The sequence below is a fragment of the Streptomyces sp. NBC_00080 genome, from assembly GCF_045041255.1.
Taxonomy (GTDB): domain Bacteria; phylum Actinomycetota; class Actinomycetes; order Streptomycetales; family Streptomycetaceae; genus Streptomyces; species Streptomyces coriariae.
In genome coordinates, this window is record NZ_CP108235.1 from 7915557 (window position 1) to 7934372 (window position 18816).

General features: G+C 71.9%; 22 protein-coding genes and 1 pseudogene. 13 read left to right on the forward strand and 10 right to left on the reverse strand.

Annotated features, from left to right (window positions below; all coding sequences use genetic code 11):
* The first annotated feature begins 95 nt into the window (after nt 1–95).
* From OHU34_RS35340 to OHU34_RS35350, 3 genes are all read left to right on the forward strand, one after another.
* Entirely contained in the window at nt 96–524 is a 429-nt protein-coding gene (locus OHU34_RS35340; protein WP_405770119.1) for an SHOCT domain-containing protein, read from the forward strand.
* A gap of 107 nt (nt 525–631) precedes the next feature.
* Entirely contained in the window at nt 632–1066 is a 435-nt protein-coding gene (locus tag OHU34_RS35345; RefSeq protein ID WP_020132813.1) for a hypothetical protein, read from the forward strand.
* 91 nt (nt 1067–1157) lie between these two features.
* Nucleotides 1158–1997, forward strand: a complete 840-nt coding sequence (locus OHU34_RS35350; protein WP_142269262.1) for a class II glutamine amidotransferase — start codon at nt 1158–1160, stop codon at nt 1995–1997.
* A gap of 59 nt (nt 1998–2056) precedes the next feature.
* Here the strand turns inward: OHU34_RS35350 and OHU34_RS35355 are convergent, their stop codons facing one another.
* Nucleotides 2057–2860: an SDR family NAD(P)-dependent oxidoreductase gene (locus tag OHU34_RS35355; RefSeq protein WP_020132815.1), complete on the reverse strand. Its 804-nt coding sequence runs from the start codon at nt 2858–2860 to the stop codon at nt 2057–2059.
* 186 nt (nt 2861–3046) lie between these two features.
* Between OHU34_RS35355 and OHU34_RS35360 the strand changes: the two genes are divergently transcribed.
* Nucleotides 3047–3667 carry a PadR family transcriptional regulator gene (locus OHU34_RS35360; protein ID WP_054240358.1) on the forward strand — a complete coding sequence of 207 codons (621 nt, stop codon included), beginning with the start codon at nt 3047–3049 and terminating at the stop codon, nt 3665–3667.
* Nucleotides 3668–3758: 91 nt separating this feature from the next.
* Here OHU34_RS35360 and OHU34_RS35365 read toward each other — a convergent pair whose 3' ends face one another.
* Entirely contained in the window at nt 3759–4187 is a 429-nt protein-coding gene (locus tag OHU34_RS35365; protein ID WP_142269260.1) for an SRPBCC family protein, read from the reverse strand.
* Between the two features lie 258 nt (nt 4188–4445).
* Between OHU34_RS35365 and OHU34_RS35370 the strand changes: the two genes are divergently transcribed.
* Entirely contained in the window at nt 4446–5006 is a 561-nt protein-coding gene (locus OHU34_RS35370; RefSeq protein ID WP_405770124.1) for a Clp protease N-terminal domain-containing protein, read from the forward strand.
* Nucleotides 5007–5104: 98 nt separating this feature from the next.
* Nucleotides 5105–6109: an EamA family transporter gene (locus tag OHU34_RS35375; RefSeq protein WP_405770126.1), complete on the forward strand. Its 1005-nt coding sequence runs from the start codon at nt 5105–5107 to the stop codon at nt 6107–6109.
* Nucleotides 6110–6170: 61 nt separating this feature from the next.
* On the opposite strand, the gene OHU34_RS35380 is transcribed toward OHU34_RS35375, so the two are convergent.
* On the reverse strand, nt 6171–6803 hold the full coding sequence (locus OHU34_RS35380) for an FMN-binding negative transcriptional regulator (protein ID WP_142269258.1): 633 nt from the start codon (nt 6801–6803) through the stop codon (nt 6171–6173).
* A complete protein-coding gene (locus OHU34_RS35385) occupies nt 6803–7486 on the reverse strand; it encodes a pyridoxamine 5'-phosphate oxidase family protein (protein WP_230196495.1) in 684 nt (227 codons plus the stop codon). The genes OHU34_RS35380 and OHU34_RS35385 overlap by 1 nt, the downstream gene beginning before the upstream one ends.
* A 35-nt stretch (nt 7487–7521) precedes the next feature.
* On the opposite strand from OHU34_RS35385, the gene OHU34_RS35390 reads away from it, so the two are divergent.
* Complete coding sequence (locus tag OHU34_RS35390; protein WP_142269256.1) at nt 7522–8853, forward strand: aminotransferase class I/II-fold pyridoxal phosphate-dependent enzyme; 1332 nt, start codon at nt 7522–7524, stop codon at nt 8851–8853.
* Between the two features lie 315 nt (nt 8854–9168).
* Here OHU34_RS35390 and OHU34_RS35395 read toward each other — a convergent pair whose 3' ends face one another.
* The 4 genes and pseudogenes from OHU34_RS35395 to OHU34_RS35410 all read right to left on the reverse strand — a co-directional run bounded on the left by OHU34_RS35395 (nt 9169) and on the right by OHU34_RS35410 (nt 13016).
* Nucleotides 9169–10953 (reverse strand): SulP family inorganic anion transporter, encoded by a 1785-nt coding sequence (locus tag OHU34_RS35395; RefSeq protein WP_142269255.1) that lies wholly within the window; start codon nt 10951–10953, stop codon nt 9169–9171.
* Between the two features lie 211 nt (nt 10954–11164).
* Nucleotides 11165–11320 (reverse strand): hypothetical protein, encoded by a 156-nt coding sequence (locus OHU34_RS35400; RefSeq protein WP_405772567.1) that lies wholly within the window; start codon nt 11318–11320, stop codon nt 11165–11167.
* A 79-nt stretch (nt 11321–11399) separates the two neighbouring features.
* A pseudogene (locus OHU34_RS35405) lies at nt 11400–11753 on the reverse strand (three-helix bundle dimerization domain-containing protein); the annotation flags it as partial.
* A gap of 330 nt (nt 11754–12083) precedes the next feature.
* Complete coding sequence (locus OHU34_RS35410; RefSeq protein WP_230196502.1) at nt 12084–13016, reverse strand: DMT family transporter; 933 nt, start codon at nt 13014–13016, stop codon at nt 12084–12086.
* A 74-nt stretch (nt 13017–13090) separates the two neighbouring features.
* Here OHU34_RS35410 and OHU34_RS35415 point away from each other — a divergent pair, with 74 nt between their 5' ends.
* Complete coding sequence (locus OHU34_RS35415; RefSeq protein WP_405770130.1) at nt 13091–13993, forward strand: LysR family transcriptional regulator; 903 nt, start codon at nt 13091–13093, stop codon at nt 13991–13993.
* Between the two features lie 6 nt (nt 13994–13999).
* Here the strand turns inward: OHU34_RS35415 and OHU34_RS35420 are convergent, their stop codons facing one another.
* Nucleotides 14000–14467 carry a pyridoxamine 5'-phosphate oxidase family protein gene (locus tag OHU34_RS35420; protein WP_142269252.1) on the reverse strand — a complete coding sequence of 156 codons (468 nt, stop codon included), beginning with the start codon at nt 14465–14467 and terminating at the stop codon, nt 14000–14002.
* Between the two features lie 132 nt (nt 14468–14599).
* Here OHU34_RS35420 and OHU34_RS35425 point away from each other — a divergent pair, with 132 nt between their 5' ends.
* Nucleotides 14600–15247, forward strand: coding sequence for a cysteine hydrolase (locus tag OHU34_RS35425; protein ID WP_405770132.1), 648 nt, complete (start codon nt 14600–14602; stop codon nt 15245–15247).
* Here OHU34_RS35425 and OHU34_RS35430 read toward each other — a convergent pair.
* Nucleotides 15234–15725: a Rieske (2Fe-2S) protein gene (locus OHU34_RS35430; RefSeq protein ID WP_142269250.1), complete on the reverse strand. Its 492-nt coding sequence runs from the start codon at nt 15723–15725 to the stop codon at nt 15234–15236. The genes OHU34_RS35425 and OHU34_RS35430 overlap by 14 nt on opposite strands.
* Before the next feature lie 191 nt (nt 15726–15916).
* On the opposite strand from OHU34_RS35430, the gene OHU34_RS35435 reads away from it, so the two are divergent.
* From OHU34_RS35435 to OHU34_RS35450, 4 genes are all read left to right on the forward strand, one after another.
* Nucleotides 15917–16672, forward strand: a complete 756-nt coding sequence (locus tag OHU34_RS35435) for a HipA family kinase (protein ID WP_405770135.1) — start codon at nt 15917–15919, stop codon at nt 16670–16672.
* The gene (locus OHU34_RS35440; protein ID WP_142269248.1) at nt 16669–17085 is read left to right on the forward strand and encodes a DUF3037 domain-containing protein; all 417 of its coding nucleotides are present in this window, start codon (nt 16669–16671) and stop codon (nt 17083–17085) included. The genes OHU34_RS35435 and OHU34_RS35440 overlap by 4 nt, the downstream gene beginning before the upstream one ends.
* Nucleotides 17086–17217: 132 nt before the next feature.
* The gene (fabG, locus tag OHU34_RS35445; RefSeq protein WP_054240370.1) at nt 17218–17979 is read left to right on the forward strand and encodes a 3-oxoacyl-ACP reductase FabG; all 762 of its coding nucleotides are present in this window, start codon (nt 17218–17220) and stop codon (nt 17977–17979) included.
* A gap of 31 nt (nt 17980–18010) precedes the next feature.
* Nucleotides 18011–18772, forward strand: a complete 762-nt coding sequence (locus OHU34_RS35450) for an SDR family oxidoreductase (RefSeq protein WP_142269247.1) — start codon at nt 18011–18013, stop codon at nt 18770–18772.
* The last annotated feature ends 44 nt before the right edge of the window (nt 18773–18816 follow it).

Below are 18816 nucleotides of genomic sequence, written 5' to 3' on the forward strand. Positions count from 1 at the left end.
TCACCCGTCCCGGGTGAGGACGCCGGGACCTCTCGCACGCACGCTGAGATCGCCACACAACGGCATACGGGCTCCGGCCCGGAACGGAGGAAGAGATGAGTGGGGACACGTACCTCGCCTACGACTATCCGCTGCTGAGCGCCTTCTGGACCATGATGGTGTTCTTCCTGTGGATCATGTGGTTCGTCCTGCTGTTCCGGATCGTCGTGGACATCTTCCGGGACGACGAACTCAGTGGCTGGGCCAAGGCCGGCTGGCTGGTGTTCTGCATCGTGCTGCCCTTCCTGGGCGTCTTCGTCTACGTGATCGCGCGGGGCAAGAACATGGGACGCCGGGAGATCAAGCAGGCGCGGGACCAGCAGCAGGCCTTCGACAGCTACGTCCGCGAGACCGCCAAGGGCTCGGCGCCCACCAGCAGCGTCGACGAACTCGCCAAGCTCTCGGAGATCCGTGCCCGCGGTGACATCACGGACGAGGAGTTCAACAGGGCCAAGCAGATGGTGCTGAGCGGCTCCCGCCACTGAGCACACAGCGGCACACCGAACGACACCGAGCCCGACGACACCGAGCCCGGCGACACCCGGTCCGCCTGACACAACCCCGCCCGACGAAACCGAATCGAGGCTTCGGGATGACAGCGACACACCCCACCCACACGCCGTCGGCCAAGGGGCACACGGCCAAACAGAACTGGGCCGAAGGCCTGATGGTCTTCGCCGCCGTCACCCTCATGCTCGCCGGAGTGCTCGACATCTTCCGGGGCATCATGGGGATCGCCGAGGACGACGTCTTCCTCTCCACCCGCAACTACGTCTTCGCGTTCGACCTCACCGGCTGGGGCTGGATCCACCTGGCCCTGGGCGCGGTCGCGGTGATCGTCAGCATGGGGCTGTTCCAGTCGGCGACGTGGGCGCGGGTGGCCGGCGTGGCCATCGCCGGGCTGATCGTCATCGCCAACTTCCTCTCCCTGCCGTACTACCCGGTCTGGTCCGTCGTGATGATCGCGTTCTCCGGGTTCATCATCTGGGCGCTGTGCGTGGTGAAGCCGGACAGGCCTGCGGACTGACCGGACCGACCGGACCGACCGGACTGCCCGGACTGCCCGGACCGACCGAACGGAATCCCTCCCGTCCGCACCATCAGGAAGGCGGCAGACGATGTGCCGTTGGCTCGCCTACTCGGGAACCCCTGTCCTGCTCGAAACGATTCTCTACCGGCCGGAGCACTCGCTGATCGATCAGAGCCTGCACTCCAAGATGGGTGTGGAGACGACCAACGGTGACGGCTTCGGCGTCGGCTGGTACGGGCCCGACTCGGGCGACGGGACCCCCGCGGTGGTCCGGGAGATCGGTCCGGCGTGGAGCAACCGCAATCTGCGGGAGATCGCCGGTCACGTCCGCTCACCGCTGTTCTTCGCGCACATCCGGGCCTCGACCGGCTCGGCGGTGCAGCAGACCAACTCCCACCCGTTCCGGCACGGGCGCTGGATGTGGATGCACAACGGCGCGATCGCCGACTTCCACCGGATGCGCCGGGACCTCGCCCTCTCCGTCGACCCGCAGCTCTTCCTCGACATCGAGGGGTCGACGGACTCCGAGATGATGTTCTTCCTGGCCCTCACCCTCGGCCTGGAGGAGGATCCGCCGGGCGCCGTCGCCCGGATGGTCGGCCTGGTGGAACGCACCGGCCGCGCACACGGGGTGGAGTACCCGGTCCAGATGACGGTCGCCGTGACCGACGGAGAACGGCTGTGGGCCTTCCGCTACTCCAGCCAGGGAGACTCACGCTCGCTGTTCTACAGCACCCGGGTGGAGACGCTCCGGTCGCTCCACCCCGACCTGGGCTTCCTGCGCGAGGTGTCCGACGAGACCCGGCTCATCGTCTCCGAGCCCCTGGGCGACATGCCCGGCGCCTGGAACAAGGTCCCCGAGAGCACGTACGGCGTGGTGCAGCCCGGAGGGGACGACATCGTCCACTTCGCCCCGCAGGCGGCTTAGTCCGTGGACGTCCATGGGCAGCGGTGGGCAGCCCAGACATCCACGGCCGCCCCTGGACGTCAGTGCACGGAGAAGCCGCCGTCGACGAAGAGCGACTGCCCGGTCACATAGCCGGAGGAGCGGCCGGCCAGGAACACCGCGGCTCCGGCGAAGTCCTCGGCCAGGCCGTTGCGCCCGACCATCGTGCGCGCGGCCAGCGCCGCCACCTTCTCCGGGTCGGACTGCAGCCGCATGTTGAGGGGGGTCAGGACGAAGCCGGGCACCAGCGTGTTGCAGGTGACGCCGTACGGGGACCACGCCTCGGCCTGGGAGCGGGCCAGTGACTCCAGGGCCCCCTTGGAGACGCCGTAGGCGCCGCTCTGGACGAACGCGCGGTGTGCCTGCTGGGACGTGATGTGGATGATCCGTCCGAAGCCGCGCTCGGCCATCCCCGGACCGAACCGCAGGCCCAGCAGGTAGGGCGCCTCCAGGTTCACCGCCATCGTGGCGTCCCACACCTCCTCGCCGAGCTCGCCCATCGGCGGCCGCAGGTTGATCCCGGCGCAGTTGACGAGGATGTCGGGCTCCCCGTACACCGCCGCCGCCCGCTCCGCGGCGGCGCGCACCCCGTCGCGGGTGCTCAGGTCGGCGCTCACCCAGGCCGCCTTGCAGCCGTCCGCCGTCAGCTCGTCGACCGTGGCGGCCAGTTCCGCCTCCTTGCGCGCCACGATCACCACGCGCGCCCCCGCCCGGGCGAGGGCGCCGGCGATGGCCCGGCCGATGCCGGAACTGCCGCCGGTCACCAGGGCGACCCGGCCGTCCAGCGAGAACAGTTCGGAGAGATAGGCGTCCGGGGTGCCGTGCGAGGGGCTGCGGGAAGTCATGTCCGCACCCTAGACGGCCTCCGCACCCGGTCGGCGGACGGTCTCGCACCCCGGTCGGCGGACGGTCTCCGCAGCTCGGACGGCCTGCGTACCCGGGGACACCCGGGATCCTTGCCAAGCGAACTGTTCCGATATATCGTTGACGCATCGCGACAGATCAACGATGGAATGAAGGAGTGGTTTGCGATGCGTACCCACGGATTCGAGCGTGGACATGGACAGGACGGCCCCCGGCGTGGCCGCGGCAGCTTCGACGGACGGCGGGCGGCATTCGGGCCCTTCGGTCCGGGTGGCCCCGGCGGCCCCGGCTTCGGGCCGGGCTTCGGTGGCCCCTGGGGCGGACGAGGGCGTGGCGGACCCAGGGGGAGGGCGCGGCGCGGTGACGTACGGGCCTCGATCCTGGCCCTGCTCAAGGACCGGCCCATGCACGGCTACGAGATGATCCAGGAGATCGCCGAACGCAGCGGCGGGGCGTGGAAGCCCAGCCCGGGCTCGGTGTACCCCACCCTCCAGCTGCTGGAGGACGAGGGCCTGATCAGCAGTGAGAGCGAAGGCGGCAAGAAGCTGTTCTCGCTCACCGACGAAGGCCGCACGGCCGCCGAGGAGGGCCCCGAGGCCCCCTGGGAGGAGGCCTCGCGCGGGGTCGACTGGGAGGCTCTCAGTGAGATCCGCCAGGCCGGCTTCGGGCTGATGGAGGCCTTCGGGCAGGTCTGGAAGACCGGCAGCAAGGAGCAGCGCGAAAAGGCGCTCACGGTCATCAATGACGCCCGCAAGAAGCTGTACCTGATCCTCGCCGACGAGGACTGATCGCCGTACGGCGATGCCGAGGCGCCCCGCGGAGTCATCCGCGGGGCGCCTTCGTGTGGCGGGCGCCTCGCCTGCCGGGCGGGTCGCCCGGTCAGGCGACCAGTCCGCCCAGCTTGCGCAGCGACTCGTTGAGTGCGGCCGTGCCCGAGTCCTTGAGCCTGCCCGCCATCAGCGATACGGCCGCGCCCGTGAACTCGCCGTCGATGCGGACCGTCGTGGCGTCCCCGTCGGGGGTCAGGGTGTAGCGGGTGCTGACGGACACCGCCATCGGGCCCTTCCCGCGGATGGCCAGCAATCGGGCGGGCTCCAGCTCCGCCACGGTCCACTCGACCTCGGCCGGGAACCCCATGAGCTTCATGTTCTCCTGGAAGGTCGCGCCCACTTCGAGGGTCTCGGGGCCGCCCTTGGGGAAGTTGGTGTGGGTCGCGTTCCACTCCCCGTACGCCGGCCAGTCGGTGAGCTGGGCCCACACCTTCTCGGCCGGTGCCTGGATGCGTGCCTCCGCGCTGACTTCGGCCATGCGACCACCTCTTCGTGTCGGGCAACTGGGGCTGCGGTGTCGCGGAACGTAGCTCCAGGGCCTCGAACATTCAATACTGACGAACCGTCAGAAAATGTGGAGGGGGCGTACGGCAAGTCGGCGCGCACCCCGGTGGGGAGAGCGCCTGATCTCATCCGTAGGGAGGAGATTCCGACGGCCGGGGTCCGCTCTGTGTGGGACGCGAAGATGCTCCCCGCCGGGGATGACCGTGCCCGGCGGGACTGATGGGGTGGGGTTGTGCAATCCCGTACTTCCCGGCAGTCGCCCCACAATCCGGTGGCGCACGGCATGGACGACGACCCCAGGCTCGCCGCCGAGCCCGCGGCGGCGCTCGCCGCCGCCCGTCGCAGGGCGGTGCGCGACGGGGACCGGCAGATCGACACCGCCCACCTGCTGCACTCGCTCCTGGAGCAGGACCCACAGGTGCGCGCCGCCTTCGGCGGCGGACCGCAGCTTGCCCGGCTGCTCGGCTACCTCGTCCAGCGCAGCATCGGTTACGGCCTGCGCTGGCAGAGCGGAGTCGAGGACTCCGGGACCCTGCGCGTCGTGACGGCCGTCGAGGGTTTCTCCCCACTGGCCGCGGCCGCGCTGGAGCACGCCCGCGTGCGGGCCGCCCGGCGCGACGGAGCGCGGGCCCGGGGCGTCGACCTGCTCGCGGCGATCGTCGCGGACCCGCAGGCGCGGGCCGTCGAGGTGCTGACCCGCGCCGCCGTCGACGTCCACGCGCTGCGCGCACGGATCGAGGACGGTCCGCAGGAGCGCGAGGCCCGCGCGGGAGGCGGCGAAGGCGCCTGCTGAGCCCGCCCTCGCCCGGCGTCCTCGCCCGCCGGCCGGGCCGTCCAGCCGATGAGACAGGTGTCAACGGGGATGACGCTCATGTCATCGCCTGTCATCATGTGCCGGTGCATACGTCTGTGAGCAGTGAGGGCAACCGCGGAAAGGGCATCGGGCTCGGTCTGGCGATCGGGTCGGCCATCGCCTTCGGCGGATCCGGGGTCGCGGCCAAGCCGCTGATCGAGGCGGGCCTCGATCCGCTGCACGTGGTGTGGCTGCGAGTGACCGGCGCGGCCCTGGTGATGCTGCCGCTCGCCGTACGGCACCGCGCCCTGCTGCGCACGCGCCCGGCGCTGCTCGCCGGGTTCGGTCTGCTCGGCGTGGCGGGAGTGCAGGCGTTCTACTTCGCCGCGATCTCCCGGATCCCGGTCGGTGTCGCGCTGCTCGTCGAGTACCTCGCGCCCGCGCTGGTGCTCGGCTGGGTGCGGTTCGTGCAGCGGCGGCCGGTGACGCGCGCCGCCGCGCTCGGCGTGGTCCTCGCCGTGGGCGGACTGGCCTGTGTCGTCGAGGTCTGGACGGGCTTGAGTTTCGACGTCGTCGGGCTGCTGCTCGCGCTCGCGGCCGCCTGCTGCCAGGTCGGCTACTTCGTCCTGTCCGACCAGGGCGGCGACTCCGGGGACGACGCCCCCGATCCGCTCGGCGTCATCGCGTACGGCCTCCTCGTGGGCGCCGTCGTCCTGACCGCCGTCTCCCGCCCCTGGGGCATGGACTGGTCCGCGCTCGCGCACACCGCCGGCATGAACGGCACCGAGGTCCCCGCCTGGCTGCTGCTCACCTGGATCGTGCTCATCGCGACGGTGGTCGCGTACGTCACCGGCGTGGTTTCCGTGCGCCGGCTCTCTCCCCAGGTCGCGGGTGTGGTGGCCTGCCTGGAGGCGGTCATCGCGACGGTCCTGGCGTGGGTGCTGCTCGGCGAGCACCTCTCGGCACCGCAGATCGTGGGCGGGGCGGTGGTTCTCCTGGGCGCCTTCATCGCGCAGTCGTCCGCGCCGGCCAAGGGCGCCGTGGAGCCCGTGGCCGGCGGCAGCCCCGAGAGGGAGCTGTCGGCCCGCGGGACGGCTGCCTAGGCTCCCGGTTCACACCGGGCGCCCGCCCTTCTCGCGCCCTCCCGTACGTCAGGCCGGGCGGTCATGCCCGGCGTCGTCGCGACAGGTGCTCGCCGGCCGCCGCGTCGCGCGGGCCGCCGCGGGCGGCCAGGCCGGCGGCGATGCGGTCCTGGGTCTCGCTCGGCCGGTGGGCCGCGTACTTGAACTTCGCCCGCACGCCGGTCACCTCGAGCCGGACGCCACGGATGCCGGAGAGCAGGCGGCCGTACGGCGCCTCGCCGACCGTGGGCCGGGCGGAGCCGCCCTCGGGCTGGAAGTGACCCAACTGGCGTGTGAGCAGCTCGGCCTTGGCGGTCGGATCGTCCACGATGTGAGCCGCGCAGCGCAGTTGCACCGCCGCGTAGAAGCTCGTCGGGGTGCCGTGCTCGGCGGGGGCACCCGGCGGTGCCTGCCACGGGCCGGGTACGAACACGTAGTCGTCGACCACGCTCAGGATCACGGTCGGGTCCGCCTCCAGGGCGGGCCACAGCGGGTTGGGGCGGGCCAGATGGGTGACGGCCTCGCGCGCGTCGGGGTCATAGGCGAAGTGCAGCGGCTGGACGAACGGCGGCTCGCCCGGCAGGCCGTTGACGGCGAGCTGGCCGAAGTCGTGGGCGGACAGCCAGGTGCGCCACTCGCCGTCGTCGTGGGGCGCGTCCCAGGGGTGGACGAGCATCACGGCACCGCGAGGTAGTCGGGGAGCGCGATGCCGGGGGCGAGGTCGGCCTCCGGGAGGGGCGCGTCGTACCCCTTGCGCAGCGGGAGCACGCCGGCCCAGTGGGGGAGGGTGAGGTCCTCCGGTTCCTCGTTCACCCCGCCGGTGCGGGTCTTGGCCGAGACCTCGTTCAGGTCGAGGCGGATCACCGCGGTCGCCGCCAGCTCCTTCTTGTTGGCGGGGCGCGAGTCGGCGGCCCGGCCCGGGACGACATGGTCGACGAGGGCGTCGAGCGCGGTGAGCTTCTCCTGCGGGTCCGTCACGTCGTACGCGATCCCGTGCACCACGACCGATCGGTAGTTGATCGAGTGGTGGAAGGCCGAGCGGGCCAGCACCAGACCGTCGACATGCGTCACCGTCAGGCACACCGGCAGCCCCGGGTCCGCCTGCCCCGTCATCCGCAGCGGGCGCGAACCCGTGGAGCCGTGCACGTAGAGCGTCTCGCCGACCCTGCCGTACAGGGTCGGCAGCACGACCGGCGCGCCGTCGCGGACGAAACCGAGGTGGCAGACGTAACCCTCGTCGAGTATCGCGTGCACGAGGCCCCTGTCGTACGAGGCCTTCTGCGCGGACCGGGTGGGGATCGTGCGCTCGGTCGGGGTGTAGGCGGCGGTCCGTGTCGTCGTCTCCGGGGTCCCCTGCATGGCGTTCTCCATTGCACTAGTGCATAATAGGCTTTGTGCTAGGAGAATATCCGATCAGGGGTCGGCGTGCAGCGGACATTTCCGCGAGCATCGAGACGGCGGTGGGCGCGGGTGAGCTGATTCCCGGGCAGCTGCTGCCTCCCATGAGGGAGTTGGCGACCGCGCTGGGGGTGAATCCGAACACCGTCGCGGCCGCGTATCGCACCCTGCGGGAGCGCGGAGTGATCGAGACCGACGGCCGGCGAGGCAGCCGGGTGCGGTCGAAGCCCGCGACGACCGGGCGCGAGTTCCTCCGGGTCGAGGTGCCCGAGGGCGTACGGGACGCGGCCGCAGGCAACCCGGACACCGCGCTGCTGCCACCGCTGGCGCCGGCGTTCGCGTGGGCCGCCGCGCAGGGCGACCGGGAGCCGGTCCTGTACGGACACGCTCCGCTGGAGCCCGAACTCGCGCGGCTGGCGCGGGCCGAACTGGACACGGACGGCGTGCCGGCCGGACCGATGGCCGTCGCCTCCGGTTCGCTGGACGCGATCGAACGCGTCCTCGCCGCGCATGTGAGGCCGGGCGACACCGTGGCCGTCGAGGATCCCGGCTGGGGCTCCCTGCTCGACCTCGTCCCGGCGCTCGGGCTGCGCCCGGTCCCGGTCGGCGTCGACGACGACGGCCCGCTGCCCGAGCAGGTGCGGCACGCCCTGGAGGCCGGGGCACGCGCCCTGATCGTCACCGACCGCGCGCAGAACCCGACCGGCGCGGCGGTGAGTGCCGCACGCGCGCGTGCCCTGCGTGCCGTGCTGCGGGAACACCCGCAGACCGTGCTCGTCGAGGACGACCACGGGCATGGCATCGTCGACCTCCCTCTGCACCCCCTCGCGGGCGTGACCCGGCACTGGGCGTTCGTGCGCTCGGTGGCCAAGGCGTACGGCCCCGACCTGCGGTTCGCCGTGCTCACCGGGGACGAGGTCACCCTCGACCGGGTGCGTGGGCGGCAGCGGCTCGGACCCGGGTGGGTCAGCCGGATCACCCAGCGGGCGGTACTGCGGCTGTGGGCCGACGGCGCGGTGGACGCGCGGGCGGTCGCCGAGGCGTACGGGAGCAGGCGGGACGCCCTGATCACGGCGCTGGCCGTGCGGGGGGTCGAGGCGCACGGCCGCAGTGGGATGAACGTGTGGATCCCCGTGCCGGACGAGACAGGGGCCGTCGCGCGGTTGCTCCAGGCGGGGTGGGCCGTCGCGCCCGGGGCGCGGTTCCGGATCGAGGCCCCGCCGGGGATCCGGATCACCGTGTCGACGCTGGCCCGGGACGAGGTCGGACCACTGGCGGACGCCGTCGCCGCCGCGGTACGGGTGGGCGGCACCCGCGGGTACGTCTAGGGTCTGTCGTCCGCCGTCGTGCGGGCCCACCGGCACGCCGCCGCTGCCCGGAAGGGAGTGCCGGGCATTCGGACGGTCACGCGGCGGCCCTCGGACGCGGCAGCCGCGGCGGCCGGCCGCACTCGTCTTCGACCGGCGGATCCGCAAGCGGCGCAACGTGGTGGGACGGCGTTTCGACCGGCCGAGGCAGTGGCGCGCCGTCGCCACCCGCGCCGACAGGACCGCCGAGTCCTGTCGGTCAGGCAGCCGTCACCCTCGCGTCCCCGTCGACGTCGTGCGACATCTGCCCCGGTGCACCCGTATGCCTGTGTGCGCTCACCCCTGACCGTCCGCCTCCGGCGCACCGCCGGGGGACTGCTCGGGAGGGCTGAGGGGCGTCCAGTCCGCCCCGGTGAGCAGCCGGAACGCGGCGACGGCGGCCTCCACGGTGGGGAAGAAGTGCCGCGGGTCGATGGTGCGGGTGAGCCCGTACTCCTCGATCTTGCGCCGCACGGGGTCCTTGAGTTCGGCGAACACGAGGTGGACGTGCTCGGCGTTGAGGGCCGCGTCGAGCTCCTCCAGAACGTCCGCGGCGGTGGTGTCCACGTCGGTCATCGGCTCGGCCGCGATCACGATCCAGCGTGGCCGCGGCTCCGTGCGCGCCAGTCGCCTGATCTCGTCGCGGAAGGTCCTCGCGTTCGCGAAGAAGAGAGGGGCGTCGAAGCGGTGGATCACCAGGCCCGGCAGCTGTTCGGCGTGCGGGTAGGAGCGGACGTCGTGGTACCCCTCCAGGCCCTTCACCCGTCCCAGCACGGTGTTGTACGGCCACCAGGCGCGCCGGAAGACGTTGAGGACGGACAGGGCCACGGCGATGGCGATCCCCGGCAGGACACCGAGCAGGGCCACGCCCAGGAAGGCGGCGACCGACAGCAGGAACTCCGTCCTGCGCTGCCGCCACAGCCGTACCGTCCCCGGCAGGTCGGCCAGGGACAGCGAGGCCGTGATGACGATGGCGGCCAGGGCCGGCTGGGGAAGATCGCTGAACATGCCCGGTGCCAGGACGAGCATGAGGACGATGAGCGCCGCCCCGACGACCCCGGTGAGCTGGCTCCTGGCTCCGGCCCGCTCCGCCACCGCCGTACGGGAGCCGCTCGTGCTGACCGGGAAGCCCTGGAAGAGACCGGCCGCCAGATTCGCCGCGCCGACCCCGGCCATCTCCTGGTTGCCCCGGACCTCCTGCCCGCTGCGGGCAGCGAAGGCCGACGCGTTGGAGATCGTGTCGGTCAGGGACACCAGGGCGATGCCCAGCGCGCCGCCGAAAAGCGGTGCGAGGTCGGCGACCTGGACGTCGGGGATCGTGAACGGCGGGAACCCCTCGGGCAGTCTCCCGACCAGGTCGACGCCGTGTTCGCCCAGGTCGAAGAGCGCGGCCGCGGCGATCGCCAGGACCACCATCACCAGCACCGCGGGGACCTTGGGCAGCCACCGCTGCATCACCAGGATCAGGAGGATCGCGCAGACGCCGACCGTGGCGGCGGCGGGCACCAGCGCCCCGTCGGCGAGCTTGCGCGCGAGACCGACGCACTCGCCGACCAGGTTGTCCGCCTCGACCTTGAAACCGAGCAGCTTGGGCAACTGGCCGATCAGGATGGTGAGGGCCAGGCCGTTCATGTAGCCGATCATCGTCGGCTTGGAGATCAGGTCGGCGATGAAGCCGAGCCTCGCCACCGAGGCCAGGATCATGATCGCCGCCACCATGAGCGAGAGCATCGAGGCGAGCGCGATCGCCCGGTCGGGATCCCCGTCCGCCACCACCAGCGGCAGCACGGTGGCGGCGATCATCGGCCCCAGCGACGAGTCCGGGCCCAGCACCAGGATGCGCGACGGCCCGCACACGGCGTAGCCGAGCAGGCAGAGAATCGTCGTGTACAGGCCGGTGATGGCCGGCAGACCCGCCAGCTCCGCGTACGCCATGCCCTGCGGCACCAGCAGGGTGGTCAGGACGATTCCGGCGACCAGGTCCTTGCCCAGCCACTCACGCCGGTAGGACGACGCGGCGCGGACTCCCGGTACGGTACGCAGCCAGGACAGGGCCGCGGGCAGGTCTTGCCGGTCGGTCACGGGCCGTCCCCTCGTCGCGTGCCGCCCCTCGGGCTTCCCGCCCGGCGACCCGGCTGATCCGGCACCGTACCCCGGCTCACCCGGTCCGTCGCTCTCGACCGCCGGGCCGCAAGCTTGCCCAGCCCCCGTTCCCGTCCTTCCCCGGCAGGTCGAGCCGCTTCAGGAAACGGGTGCGCTGCTCCTCGTTCGACATGTTCTGGAAGATCTTCAGCTACCCGTCGCCGCACAGCGGTTCGACGCCGTTCCGCTTCTTCGTACCCGCCTGCTCACGAGGGCCGAAGTCCCGGCCCGGCCGGACCTTCGAGCCCGGTCGTGCCCCGAGGGGCTCGGTGAAATCGGCGATGCGCCCGGCGCTTTCGTCCGACATCACTGATCAGTTCCTCTCCCGGCGGTGGTTGTGCGGACCGAGCGATGCGGTCGCCGGCGGCCTCGCCGAGCGTCCTGCGGACCCGGCGCTCGACGAGTATCGGAATGTAGGCCCTGACCCTGGCCTGCCGGAACGAGTCGTACGCCGATCTGACCACGGCCTCGACGGCGGCCTCGTCGACCGTGGGCCAGGTCGCCCTCAGCCGCGCCACCAGGTCGCGGACGGCAACGACCTCCTCCGGCGAGCCGGACGGCCGTGGATCCGGTGGATCCGCTGGACTCGGTGGGTCCGGTGGGTCCGGTGGGTCCGGTGGGTCCGGTGGGTCCGGTGGCCCGGCGGGGTCCGTGTGCTCCAGGGGGGCGTCGGGATCGCGGCTCCCGATGTCGACCGGGCTCGACGCGACGACCGCGGGAACGCCCTTGTCGACCGTCATGGCCGCACGGTCCCTGGGCCCCGGGCCGACCCGCCCGTTCGGCGTGCCGGGCCCGCTCCGCCCGACGGGGCCGGTCTCGTGTTCCGCTTCGCACCCGTCAGGTGTTCCATATCCGCCGACCTCCAGCCCGTCGCGACCGCATCCCGCACCGTCGCCCGCGGGCGGGGGCCACACACATTCTCGGTTCGGCCAGACATGATCGCCCCCTGAGACCGGCCACCGAAGCGGTACGGCGCGGGTGCGGGGGCGCCGTGCGTTCCCGGGCTTTCGCGAGGGGACCGCACGGCGGTCGGCGTTCCGTGCCCCGGGGCCGGGCGTCGTGCCCCGGGATCAGGTCCTGCTCCGCGCCTGGGTCAGTGCCGCTCCCGCCAGGACGATCGCCGCGCCCACCGGAGTCGACCAGCTCAGCGGTTCGCCGAGGATCGCGACGCCCGCCGCCGTCGCGATGACCGGGATGAAGTAGGTGACCATCTGGGCTGTCGTGGGGCCGACCTCCGTGACCAGGCCGTACTGGATCAGCAGGGCGAGGCCCGTGCCGAGCGCGCCCAGGGCGGCCGTCGCGAGCAGCGGGACCAGCGGGAAACGGCTCGGGAAGGAGGTGAACAGCGGTGTGACGATGGCCAGTTGGAGCGTGGCCAGCAGGAGCTGCCCGCCGGTCATCGACAGGGCCGAGGAGCCGGTGTTCGCCAGGGTGCGGCGGAGGTAGATCCAGCCGATCGGGTAGCTGAGCGAGGCCAGCAGGGCCAGGGCGGTGCCCCGGGCGTCCAGGCCGTGGAAGCCCTGCCAGGCGCCGAGGACCGTGAGAACACCGAGGAAGCCGAGGCCCAGGCCCGCGACGCGCAGCCGGGTCGGCCGGTCCTCCGACAGCGCCACCAGGGAGAGCGCCATGCCCCACAGGGGCGAGGTCGCGTTGCAGATCCCGGCCAGGGTGGAGGGAATGGTCAGCTCGGCGTAGGCGAACAGGGAGAAGGGCAGGGCGTTGAGGAGGAACGCCGCCACCGTCAGATGCGCCCAGGTGCGGGCCCCGCGCGGCAGCCGCTCGCGCTTCACCACCATCGCGACCGCCAGGACCGCCGTACCGAACAGCAGCCTGCCCAGGGTGACCTGGAAGGGCGCGTAGCCGTCGGTGCCCACCTTGATGAGCAGGAAGCTGAAGCCCCAGATCAGCGACAGCACGCCGAAGCGCAGCCGCCAGTCGAGCGTGCGGCGCGGGCGGGCGGGGGCTTGCGGGGAGGTGCGGGCGGGGGCGGTGACAGCAGTCATGAGCGTAACGATGCTGGACATCGTCTCGTCACACAATCGAGAATATTCGAGCGATACCTCGTAGCATCGCTTACATGTTGAACCTGGATCGCCTGCGCACCCTCGACGCCCTGGCCCGGCACGGATCGGTCAGCGGCGCCGCCACGGGCCTGCACATCACCACCTCGGCCGTCTCGCAGCAGATGGCCAAGCTGGAACGGGAGGTCGGGCAGCGGCTCCTCGCCAAGCAGGGCCGAGGCGTGCGGCTCACGGACGCGGGGCGGCTGCTCGCCGACCACGCGTCCCGGATCCTGTCGCAGGTCGAGCTCGCCCAGTCCGATCTGGAGGCCCAGCGCGGGCAGGTGGTGGGGGAGCTGCGGCTGTCCGCGTTCCCGACCGCGGCACGCGGGCTGTTCCCCGTCGCGCTCGCCGAGCTGCGCAAGGCGCACCTGGGGCTGCGCCTGCGCTCGTGCGAACTGGAACCGGAGCGGGGAGTCGCCGGGGTGGTCCGCGGCGACCTCGACCTCGCCGTCGTCCTGGACTGGTACAACAAGCCGATGCCGGTGCCGGACGGCCTGGTCAAGGCACCCATCCTGGACGATCCCGCCGATGTCGCGATGCCGGCCGGGCACCCCCTCGCGGACCGGGACGAGGTGGATCTGGGGGAGTTCGCCGAGGACGAGTGGATCACCTGGGGCGAGGGCGAGTTCTGCCACGAGTGGCTGATGTTCACGTTGCGCTCCCGGGGCGTGGAGCCGATCGTCGGCCACCGGGCGGCCGAGACGCACACCCAACTCGGGCTGGTGGCCGCCGGACTGGGGGTCTGCATCGCGCCGCTGCTCGGTCGTCACCCGGTGCCCGAGGGTGTCGTGACGGTCCCCCTGCGGCAGCGGGTGCGCCGGCATGTGTACGTGCTCTGGCGGGCGGACGCCGACCGCCGCCCGTCGATCCGGGCGGCGGTCGCGGCGCTCAAGGCCGCGGGGAGCGCCGTGGGCTGAACAGCCCTACGCCCCGCCCAGCTTGCGGAAGTCCCAGGACACGATCTTCGTCGGCTTCAGCCGCACCCACGCGTGCCGGCCGTCGTGCGGCATCGCGTCCAGGCCGAAGTTCTTGCGTGCGAACAGCGTCTCCACGGCGTCGAGTTCGGCGCACAGCTCCCCGGTGCGCGGGCTCTCGCCCACGAACTCGACCACGCCGGACAGCTCCACGCCCCGCAGCGCGTCGTACTCCTCGCCCGTGTCGATCACGATCGCGACCCGCGGATCGCGGTTCAGGTCCGCCCAGCGCTTGCTGCGCACGACCGAGTACAGCCACAACGCGGTGCCGTCCCAGAGAAACCACAGGGCGCTGACGTGCGGGGCGCCGTCGGTGGACACGGTCGCGACCCGGCAGGTGCGCTGGAGGGTGAGGAACGCGTCCAGTTCACCCGGCGACATCATGATCTTCCGGCCCCGGCGCTGAGTGACGGTCATCCGGCCCCCTCATTCTTTTCTTGTGGGTACGTGCCGCTCTCCTGAAATACCGTCAGGAAAGCATGGGTCTTCTTCCTTCTGCGCGCAATGGCGGTTACTGTCGCCCGCTCCACACCGACGCCAGGGGGAGTCATGCCGTCCTACGAACAGCTCAGCGCCCTCCTCGACCCGGCGACCACCGTCCTGATCACGGTGGAATGCCAGCAGGGCGTCGTCGGGCCCGATGCCGCGCTGCCCCAGCTCGCCCGTGCGGCACGGGAGTCGGGGGCCCTCGACAACGTCGCCCGGCTGGTCGCGGCCGCCCACGCGAGCCGCGTCCAGGTCGTGCACGCCGTCGCCGAACGCCGCCCCGACGGCCGGGGCGCCAACCGCAACGCCCGGCTGTTCCGCGCGGCCGAGCGCCTTCCCGTCCAGCAGCTCACCGGCACCGTCGCGACCAGCCTGGCGCCCCCGATCGAGCCGGCCGAGCAGGACCTCGTGGTACGGAGGCTGCACGGCCTGTCGCCGGTCCAGGGCACCGACGTCGACGCCCTGCTGCGCAACCTGGGCTGCCGCACCCTGGTCGTGACCGGCGTCTCGGCCAACGTGGCGATCCCGAACACCGTCTTCGACGCCGTCAACCGCGGTTACACGGTCGTCGTGCCGTCGGACGCCATCGCCGGGGTGCCCGCCGACTACACCCCCGCGATGATCCGCCACACCCTCGAATTGGTCGCCACGGTCGCGACCACGGACGAGGTGCTGGCCTGCCTCCGGCGGCCGGCCGTCAGGCCAGCGTGATGGAGTCGCCGCTGACGGTGATCGACACCTCGGGCAGCGGCTTCTGCGCGGGACCGCTCTTCACGCTGCCGTCCGTGATCGAGAAGTTGCTGTTGTGACAGGGGCAGTTGATCACGCCGTCGCTGATGCTCTTCACCGCGCAGCCCTGGTGGGTGCAGACCGCGGAGAACGCCTTGTACGTGCCCGCCGTCGGCTGGGTGACGACCACCTTCTCGGAGTCGAAGACCTTGCCGCCGCCCTCGGGTATGTCGGCGGTCGTGGCGAGCGCGCCGGCCGCGGCGTTGTCCCCGCCGCCCGTGCCACCGCTGCTCGCGGCCTCGGTGGAACCCGACGTGCCGGCCGAGGCGGACGAGCTCGACGAGTCGTCGTCGGAGCCTCCGCACGCGGTCAGCGCGACGGAGAGCCCCGCGGCTCCCGCGGCTGCCACGACGGTACGGCGGGCAGGCCCCGACGCGGACTTGATCGATGCGCTGGTCATGCTGGAGGTTTCCTTCCAGAGGGGTGCGTGGATCTGCCGAGAGGTACGAGCCACGGGCGCCGGTCGTTCAGCGCCCCCGCCAAGTCCGGACAGTGTCGAGATATTGACCCGTTCGAGATGAGTGCGGCGTAAGCCAGAGCTGTCGCGGAGCTGTCGGCCCCGCATCGTTCCAGGCCCAGTAGCCTGGGGCGATGCTCAAGGAAGTCACCGCGACCCGCTTCGTCACCCCCCTGCGTGAGGGCGGCTCCTTGCCGGGACTCGTCGAGGCCGACGACTTCGGTCTGTACGTCATGAAGTTCACCGGCGCCGGACAGGGTCGCAAGACGCTCGTCGCCGAGGTCGTCTGCGGCGAACTCGCCCGCAGGCTGGGTTTCCGGGTGCCCCGGCTGGTGACCTTGGAGCTCGACATCGTGCTCGGGCTCGGCGAACCCGACCAGCAGGTACAGGAGTTGCTGAAGTCCAGCGGCGGCACCAACCTAGGCATGGACTTCCTCTCCGGCGCCCTCGGCTTCGACCCGCTCGCCTTCCCGGTGACCTCCGCGGAGGCCGGCCGGATCGTCTGGTTCGACGCGCTCGTGAACAACGTCGACCGCTCCTGGCGCAACCCCAACCTGCTGATGCACCGCGGCGACCTGTGGGTCATCGACCACGGCGCCACCATGATCTGGCAGCACAACTGGCCCACCGCCGAGACCTCCGCGGCCCGCCCCTACGACGCCGGCGACCACGCGCTCACCCCGTTCCGGCCGGACGTCGCGGCCGCGGCGGCGGAGCTGGCACCGCTGGTCACCGCCGACCTCCTCGCCGAGGTCACCGCCGAGATCCCCGACGTCTGGCTGGCGGACGAGCCCGGCTTCGACACCGCGGACGCGCTCCGGCGGGCCTACACAGCCCCGTTGCTCGCCCGCGCCGCCGTCATCCACGACCGCATCAAGGGAATCAAGTGAACGAGCGCCACATCATCCGGCCGGGCCAGGGCGGCGACCGGGACGTCTTCGAGTACGCCCTGCTGCGCGTCGTACCGCGTGTCGAGCGCGGCGAGTGCATCAACGCGGGCGTGCTGGTGTACTGCCGCGGCCAGGACTACGTCGGTGCCCGCACCCACCTCGACGAGGCGAAGCTGCTGGCGCTGGACCCGGAGGCGGACGTGGCCGGGGTGCGTGCCGCCCTGCGGGCGGTCGAGGGCGTGTGCGCGGGCGGCGCGTCGGCCGGACAGGCGGCGCACGACGACCCCGGACGGCGCTTCCGCTGGCTGATCGCCCCCCGTTCGACGATCGTCCGGCCGGGCCCCGTCCACACGGGGCTCACCACCGATCCCGCGGCCGAGACGGAGCGGCTGCTGGAACTGCTGGTGAGGTAATGGATCACACCCGCGCCGTGTGGCGTTGACACCGGGTGCCAGGGCTTCTAGCGTCACGTCTGTCGAAGGTACTAAGCGGTCGCTCACCACTCGGGCGCATCCAGATTTTCTCAAGGGCGAGGAGAACCAGCAATGTCCACCACTGAGCAGCGGGTCGCCGTGGTCACGGGCGCGGCGCGCGGCATCGGCGCCGCCACCGCCGTACGGCTGGCCGCGGAAGGCCGTGCGGTCGCCGTGGTCGACCTCGACGAGGCCGCCTGCAAGGACACCGTCGAGAAGATCACCGCGGCGGGCGGCAAGGCCGTCGCGATCGGTGCCGACGTCTCCGACGAGGCCCAGGTCGAGGCGGCGATCGCACGCATCGTCGAGGAGCTCGGCGCGCCGACGATCCTCGTCAACAACGCGGGCGTGCTCCGCGACAACCTGCTGTTCAAGATGAGCGTCGCCGACTGGGACACCGTCCTGGGCGTGCACCTGCGCGGCTCGTTCCTGATGACCAAGGCCGTCCAGAAGCACATGGTCGACGCCGGCTTCGGCCGGGTGGTCAACCTGTCGTCCTCCTCGGCGCTCGGCAACCGCGGCCAGGCCAACTACTCCGCCGCCAAGGCCGGTCTGCAGGGCTTCACCAAGACGCTCGCCATCGAGCTCGGCAAGTTCGGCATCACCGCCAACGCCGTCGCCCCCGGCTTCATCGCCACCGACATGACCGCCGCGACCGCCGCCCGGGTCGGCATGGGCTTCGAGGAGTTCAAGGCCGCGGCCGCCACCCAGATCCCGGTCGCGCGCGTCGGCGAGCCCGACGACATCGCCAACGCGATCGCCTTCTTCACGAACGAGGCCGCCGGCTTCGTCTCCGGCCAGGTGCTGTACGTCGCCGGCGGACCGCTCGACTAAAGGCCACTAGGGAGCACTGGGGATCACGAACATGACTGAACTGCCCGCACTCTCCGGCAAGGTCGCCCTCGTCACGGGCGCCAGCCGCGGCATCGGCTACGGCGTCGCCGAGGCGCTCGTCGCCCGCGGCGACCGGGTCTGCATCACCGGCCGGGGCGAGGACGCGCTCAAGGAGGCCGTCGAGCGGCTCGGCGCCGACCGGGTCATCGCCGTCGCCGGCAAGGCGCACGACCCGGCGCACCAGGCCGCCGCCGTCGAGCGCACCATGGAGGCCTTCGGGCGCGTCGACTTCCTGGTCAACAACGCCGGTACGAACCCGGTGTTCGGGCCGATCGCCGACCTCGACCTGGACGTGGCCCGCAAGGTCTTCGAGACCAACGTGGTCTCCGCGCTCGGCTTCGCGCAGCGGACCTGGCACGCCTGGCAGAAGGACAACGGCGGCGCGATCGTCAACATCGCCTCCGTCGCGGGCCTCTCCGCCTCGCCCTTCATCGGCGCGTACGGCGTCAGCAAGGCCGCGATGATCAACCTGACCCAGCAGCTGGCGCACGAGTTCGCGCCGCGCGTGCGGGTCAACGCGATCGCCCCGGCCGTGGTGAAGACGAAGTTCGCCGAGGCTCTGTACGAGGGCCGGGAGGAGGAGGCGGCCGCCGCCTACCCGCTCGCCCGGCTCGGTGTGCCGTCCGACATCGGCGGCACCGCCGCGTTCCTGACCTCGGAGCAGTCGGACTGGATCACCGGCCAGACGCTCGTCGTCGACGGCGGGATCTTCCTCAACGCCGGCGTGGGCTGATCCCGGCCCGGCTTGAATGCGACACCGGCACGGGCGCCGTTTTC